General features: G+C 39.1%; 6 protein-coding genes. 4 read left to right on the forward strand and 2 right to left on the reverse strand.

Translation table 11 applies throughout. The features are described 5' to 3' along the window. Together JWR87_RS07820 and JWR87_RS07825 are read left to right on the forward strand one after the other, a co-directional pair. The coding region (locus JWR87_RS07820; protein WP_297817931.1) for a flavin reductase family protein at positions 1–794 on the forward strand (794 nt) is incomplete at its 5' end. A 452-nt stretch (positions 795–1,246) separates the two neighbouring features. After that, on the forward strand, positions 1,247–1,936 hold the full coding sequence (locus JWR87_RS07825; protein ID WP_297817934.1) for a TIGR04283 family arsenosugar biosynthesis glycosyltransferase: 690 nt from the start codon (positions 1,247–1,249) through the stop codon (positions 1,934–1,936). 164 nt (positions 1,937–2,100) lie between these two features. Here the strand turns inward: JWR87_RS07825 and JWR87_RS07830 are convergent, their stop codons facing one another. Beyond that, the gene (locus JWR87_RS07830; RefSeq protein WP_297817937.1) at positions 2,101–3,231 is read right to left on the reverse strand and encodes a 1-acyl-sn-glycerol-3-phosphate acyltransferase; all 1,131 of its coding nucleotides are present in this window, start codon (positions 3,229–3,231) and stop codon (positions 2,101–2,103) included. A 217-nt stretch (positions 3,232–3,448) separates the two neighbouring features. Between JWR87_RS07830 and JWR87_RS07835 the strand changes: the two genes are divergently transcribed. Next, the gene (locus JWR87_RS07835) at positions 3,449–3,724 is read left to right on the forward strand and encodes a hypothetical protein (RefSeq protein WP_297817942.1); all 276 of its coding nucleotides are present in this window, start codon (positions 3,449–3,451) and stop codon (positions 3,722–3,724) included. Positions 3,725–3,918: 194 nt separating this feature from the next. After that, positions 3,919–5,655, forward strand: a complete 1,737-nt coding sequence (locus JWR87_RS07840) for a family 43 glycosylhydrolase (protein ID WP_297817945.1) — start codon at positions 3,919–3,921, stop codon at positions 5,653–5,655. Positions 5,656–6,129: 474 nt separating this feature from the next. Here the strand turns inward: JWR87_RS07840 and JWR87_RS07845 are convergent, their stop codons facing one another. Further along, positions 6,130–6,972 (reverse strand): DUF2911 domain-containing protein, encoded by an 843-nt coding sequence (locus JWR87_RS07845; protein ID WP_297817948.1) that lies wholly within the window; start codon positions 6,970–6,972, stop codon positions 6,130–6,132. Positions 6,973–7,094 lie beyond the last annotated feature (122 nt).

Below are 7,094 nucleotides of genomic sequence, written 5' to 3' on the forward strand. Positions count from 1 at the left end.
TTGCCTCAACAATTGATAAAGAAGGAAACGTAAATCTCAGTCCTTTTAGCTTTTTCAATATGTTTTCTTCAAATCCGCCAATTGTTATTTTTTCTCCTTCGCGCCGGGTAAGAGACAATACTACCAAGCACACTTTACAAAACGTAATGGAAGTACCGGAAGTGGTAATCAACATGGTCTCTTACGATATGGTTCAACAAACTTCTCTGGCAAGTTGTGAATTTGCAAAAGGTGTTGATGAGTTTTCAAAAGCAGGCTTCACAAAGGAAACTGCCACGATGGTAAGACCGCCAATGGTGAAAGAGAGTAAAGCAAAACTCGAGTGTAGGGTACTCCAAATAAAATCATTAGGCACAGAAGGTGGTGCCGGTAATTTGGTTATTTGTGAAGTTGTATGCCTGCATATAGAGGATGAATTACTTACACCAGATAAAAAATTTGATCAAACGAAATTAGAACCGGTAGCACGATTAGGCGGCGACTGGTATTGTAAAGTTTCAAAAGAAAATTTGTTCATAGTACCAAAACCCAATGTGCTGATAGGAATTGGAATAGACGCACTCCCCGAAAATATTCGAACAAGTAAAATTCTTACCGGGAATCATTTAGGCATGCTGGCAAACGTGCAACAAATTCCGTTGCCTGATTTAGCTTTTTCAAGTAAACACCTTGAAAACCTTTATACCGATCTGCCTGTAGAATCAAAGGAGCTTGAAATCAAAAAGCATCAACACGCAGCAAAATTGTTGGATGAATATAAGGTTGATGAGGCGTGGCAGGTTTTGATAAGGTAACCAAGCTTGCCAAAATGCTGTTTTAATCCGCATGGAAACTTTTCCTGATCAGTTCATGTGCATTCTCGATATAAGCTTTTCCGCTTTTTCTGCTCTTTTTATTAAGTGGTTTATTTGCTCTTCAGTAAGAGGTTTTCCGGGAAGATGAGGAGCATCAGTGTCGTCTATTACCGACAGTTTTCAATTATTTTGCTTTGCAAACTCCAGCAACTTATCCACGTCGGCCTGATGATTATTTTCTAATTTAAAAGCATAAATAAAGATAGGAAATCTGCAAACACCTTATCCTGATCTTCACTTTTTTGCTTTTATGTTAGGAGTGTCCAATTTGCCATTTGGAGTGTACACCGAAATGAGGCGGCCGCTATAAAAAGATGCCGTACAAGTGAGTGACACAACCAAAGCATCAAAGATGAACGGATGCTGGCAACAAAAATGCTTTATAATTGCCTATGATTAGCATTGTCATTCCAACTTATAATGAAGCGGACAATATTGCCCGGCTTGTTTCTTACCTGGTTGCCAATAGTGGAAAGAATGATTGCGAAATCATCGTTTCCGACGGCGGAAGTACGGATGAAACTATAAAGATTGCGCAGTCGTTTGGTGTAAAGGCAGTGTTATCTGCAAACAAAGGCCGGGCAGCACAAATGAATTATGGAGCCTCTATAGCGCTCGGTGATATTCTTTACTTTATTCATGCCGATACTTTTCCCCCGCTGACTTTTGTAAATGATATTAACCAAGCCGTATCTGCCGGTTATGCTTTTGGACGCTACCGAACAGTTTTCGATAGCAAAAAATTTATTTTAAAGATCAACGCTTTTTTTACCCGCTTCGATTGGTTCATTAGTTATGGTGGCGATCAGACCTTGTTTATGACTACATCCCTTTTTAATGCTATAAAAGGCTTTGATGAACCAATGCTTATAATGGAAGATTATGACATTGTAACAAGGGCAAAAAAGGCAGGCCGATATAAAATATTTCGCAAGGCAGCACTTATTTCTGCCCGGAAATATGAGACAAATAGCTGGCTAAAAGTGCAGTTGGCTAACGGGCGGATTTTGCAGATGTATAAGGGTGGCGCCTTGCAGCAAGACATGGTGAACAAATACAAAGAAATGCTGGTATACAGATAAGTGTACAATTTCTTGATTTTTAGAAGCCGTACAAGATTTTACATTGGTGCTTTTATGAAATATTTATATAGAGATTTTTTTGAATGAGCGTCTGATTTTGGAGCTGCGGCGGCTTCCCTTCACGCTCGTATACTTTTAGCTATTCATCCGGCGTACATCTAAGCCTACTTAAATCTCCACGTCCGTATTTCTTTCCTTTCAATTTTCGACAACTTATTATGGTTGATAATACGTTCCAGACAATCCATCCACACCAAAGCTATAAACGCTAAAAAGGGCATTACAACGATGGCTGTAAAAAAGGTGCTGCTTTCAAACACGATAGCAACCGTCGCGATCATAATAATGGAGTAAGCAGGATAGATAATTATTAACCCACCAAACAAAGCGGAATGAAAAAATACAGTTCGTTGTGTCTTCTTTTTTATATAGTTTTTAAAAGGTGCGTATAAAGGCAAATGGAGAAGCAAGCCAACGCCAGCAGGTATAAATAGTATAAAAACTACAGAAGTAGAGGCGATGAAACTAATGGTGGAAAGTGATACTTTTTTGGTTCCCTTTAATTTGTCAAACATAGCATTTGAACGATTATTAAAGAGAGTTTGCTTTTTCTTCAAAAACATAATCAGTTTATGGTTGCCTGTGTTTAGCAAGCAGAAATTTGACAAGAGAAACTGTATGGTACTTTGGTCATTCGCTTCTAATAGCAAGCCTTTCTCTAACCTTGCAGAAATTAATTTATTTAATTCTATAATTTGCTGGCCTTCAGGTTTCCCGATTGGTATTTCGTTGTGGCGTATTGTGTCTCCAAAATCAATGATTACATTTTTTCTAAATCGCGTAAACGAGCTATAGTTTAAGGAAACCGGCAATATGCAGAAACTGTCCGCTATTTCTGGTTGCTTCCATGCGTTTAGAGCAATGCGTGCGGTTCCTTTTTTTAGTGAGGTAAGTTTCCATTGATGTAGGCAAAGCCCTTCCGAAAAAATTAATACAATTCCCCCGTTCACCAGAATATCTGTGCATTTCCCGAAAGTCGTATCATTTAAAGCTAAACATTCTTTTCCTTCACTTAGGCGGTAGATAGGAATGACTTTTAATGCTGATAATATTTTTTTAACGAGCGGGTTTTTAAAGGCATCTCCTCTCGCTAAAAAATGAACAGGATGTTTAAAATAAGAGCCAATCAATAAGGCGTCTAAAAAAGAGTTTGGATGATTACAAGCCAGCAGCAAAGGACCTTTTTGATGAGACGAAACGCCGCTTTCAAAAACAATTTTTCGGAAAAAAATCAACAGCGCTGATCTTACTAGATATTTTGCACAGGTATAAAGCACTGAGTGTAATTGAAAGTAGGGCAAAGGTACATAGGGTACATCTAGTTTAAGTGGATATCGTAGCGTAGTTCTTTATCACTAAGACTTCAAGGCAACTGCTGCCTGTAAATTGCGATTATACAAACGGCACGGTTTTGTATAGTCGACCTATACCAGGGATTAAGAAAATTTTTGTATGATCAATATAAGAGAACTAATACCATTGAGTCAGATCGTATTAGGAGGCATTTTCTCATTAATCTTTCTCATTAAAATTATTCTATTCTTCAAATATGAGAAGGAATGGAACTCTATTACTTTTTTTCATTTTACAAAAATTCAATTGAAAATGACGGTAAGTAAAGAATTAAGAAGACGAAGAAAGCATCAGAATAATTTTTCGATGCTGATGTTGATACTATTGTTGATTTTTTTAGTTACATCCGCTTTTAATCTATTAATTCAAGACTAAATATCTTCCTACTAAAACCTCTTAAAGAAGTCTGGATTACCATCCCCAGCCTTACCTCTTTTTTACTCTAAAGATTTAACTTACGTCAAGTATTGTACCGTTAAACTAACTGAAGCTGAAGATTAGATGTTTTTAGTAATAGATGCACTTAATTTCCGAGGTTCAAAATAGGTCACTCACTAACTCTTGCCAAAATGAATGTGATAAAGAAAAGTTTTCTGACTACTTATATTATCTGTATTAGTCTTTTTTCCATGGTTAATGCCCAGGAGGCCCAAATGACCACTTACTGTAATCCTGTAAATCTTGATTACACTTATATGATTTATAACGCAGACAAAAACATTTCGTATCGCTCAGGAGCAGATCCTGCAGTGGTACGATTTAGGGGGGAGTATTACATGTTTGTTACCCGTTCGTTGGGGTATTGGCATTCTGCCGACTTACTAAACTGGAGATTTATAACACCTGAGAAATGGTATTTCCAGGGTTCAAACGCGCCTGCAGCCCATAACTATAAAGACTCCGTTTTGTATGTTGCCGGTGATCCTTCTGGCTCTATGAGTATTTTATATACTGATAACCCAAAAAAAGGAGACTGGAAAGCGGTTCCATCTATATTAAACGATTTACAGGATCCTGACTTGTTTATAGATGACGACGGTAAAGCTTATATGTTTTGGGGATCATCCAATGTGTTTCCGATAAGAGCAAAGATTTTGGATAAAAACCATCGTTTCAGTGCCTCAGATTCTACCTATAAATTATTTGGCCTTGATATGAAGAAGCATGGCTGGGAGCGATTTGGCGAAAATCATTCGGACACTGTTTTAAGCGGCTATATGGAAGGAGCATGGCTGACGAAGCACAACAATAAGTACTACATGCAATACGGCGCCCCGGGCACTGAGTTCAACGTGTATGCTGATGGAGTGTATATGAGCGACTCCGTACTCGGCCCTTATCGTTATGCACCTAATAATCCTGTTTTTTATAAGCCTGGTGGTTTTTCAAATGGCGCAGGACATGGAAGTACCGTTATGGGTCCGTCAAATGAGTATTGGCATTTTGCGTCTGCGGCAGTAAATATAAATGTGGGATGGGAGAGACGTATTTGCATGTACCCCGCCTGGTTTGATAAAGATGGACTGATGTATTCTAATACTTCGTTTGGTGACTATCCGCATCATGCACCAACCATTGCGGGCAAGATGGGACAGTTTACGGGGTGGATGTTGTTGTCATATAATAAGCCGGTTAAAGCATCGTCGTTTTTAGATAAATATCCTGCTACCGTAATTACTGACGAAAACGTAAAAACGTTTTGGGTGGCGGAGAAAAATGACAGTAAGCAATGGTTGGAGATCGACCTTCAGAAACCCGCGGCCGTTTATGCTGTCCAGGTAAACTACCACGATTACAAATCTGACTTGTATGGTAGGGTTCCCAATCTTTATCACCGATATACCATAGAAGGCTCTATTGATGGACAAACCTGGATCACTTTGGTAGATCGAAGCAAAAGTTTCAGAGATGTTCCAAATGATTATGTGCAGTTGGGCACGCCACAAACAGTGCGATATATCCGTTACAACAATATTCATGCTCCCATGACTAATTTGTCTATTTCTGATCTGCGGGTTTTTGGTATAGGACAGGGAAAGGCTCCATCCGTAGTAAAAAACTTTTCAGTAACGCGACAAGTTGATAGAAGAGACGCAATGATTACCTGGAACGCTCAACCAGGTTCACAAGGCTATAACATCCTTTGGGGTATCGCTCCTGACAAGTTATATAGTTCGTGGATGGTGTACGGAAAAAACGCTCTAAACCTAAAAGCCTTATCTACCGACCAACAATATTATTTTTCTATAGAAGCTTTTAATGAGAATGGAGTTTCGAAAAGAGTGAAGCCTCTGGGGGTTAAATGAATTTTACTTTAATGCCTAAAGGAGTGATCAACTTCCAAAGTTTTTGCTCAAGCCGCAAGGCTTCGTTATTGCAACGGGACTCCACCCGCTTGTTTTCGAAACTGCTACGCATGTTTCCAAATGCTTTCGCTTCGCTCAGCACCCAACCGGCTGATGTCCCTTATGCAATAACTGTTGTTAGTTTAAAAGAATATTCAAAGTCCTCTGGTTAAAGTTCGTTAGTTCTAAACCTTTCAAGTTTGCTTTATCAAAAGGTATAAACCTATTGCAGCGAGGCATCCTTCTCCTATAGGAGAAGGAACGAGGATGAGGTGTCGATTTGAAATTGAACCTGTATAAAACAGGGCAAACTGCAGCACCACAAAGACCCCCCCGTACACGAGTGCGACGCAAGAAAAGCTGCATCAATTTACGGGGCTGGCTCCATAAAAAAAGCCCCTGCATTGCAAGGGCTCTACATTATTAAAAAGGTTCTTATAAATTTTTCAACAGCTCGTTTCCGAAAATTACGTAATCGTCGTTTTTACCTTCTTTAGCAAGTTCGACAGTTTTTTGAGCGCTTGCTTTTGCAGCAGCCTTGTCGCCCATGTCTTTTTGAATTCTCGCTTTTGTGAGGTACATATAATAAGCTTTAGGATTTTCAGCTATTGCTTTATTTATGTTTTCCAAAGCTTTCGGATAATTTTTTTCATACTCATAATAGTAACCAGCAGCTTGTTGATAAGGTTTTTTATCACCTTTAAGCGCAGCTTCTAGCTGAGTACGAATGCGGTCTTTAATGTTTGTTGTGATAGGAACAGAAACTGCAGTATTGCCCCAGGCAAGTTGTAAATCGCAGCTTTCATTTTTTACATTGCTAAACAGTATTGTAAATGTTTCAAGGCTTACGTCCATAGTTGCAGCGGGTGCTTTTACGCGTACAACGTCATCGCTTTCCTTAAAACCGTCTTGCCCAGGGTAAGTAGTACCCTTGCTGAACACTACATCCCACTGGCCTGCAGCAGGAATTGTATAAATAACATAACGGCCAGAGTCGAGTGTTTTGCCGCCTATTGCAACCTTGTCAGTAAAACGAATTCTGGTAGCGGCATTTGCGCCGGTTCTCCAGGGTTTACCGTAGGGAGCCAGTTCTGATTTCTCGCCAAATAACTGGCGGCCTTTTATACCGGGACGGCTATAGGTAAGTTCAATTCTGCCCATTCCGAAATCTTGTATAATTGTTTGGGTTGGGCTGGCTGCAGGCATGGCAACCTGGGCTTTTACATTTGCTGTAAGCAATGAAACAGCGATGAAGCCAATAAAAAAAATTTTATTCATAATGGTATTTTGTACAAACGTAATGCAAGATGAAGAAAGAATATATTTTAAAACGCAATTATAACTTTTACTTTTTTATCTTTTTTCTTATTCTTCCAACGCGGACCATTGGTTAATATTTG

It is taken from the genome of Segetibacter sp. (assembly GCF_025963695.1).
GTDB lineage: Bacteria > Bacteroidota > Bacteroidia > Chitinophagales > Chitinophagaceae > Segetibacter.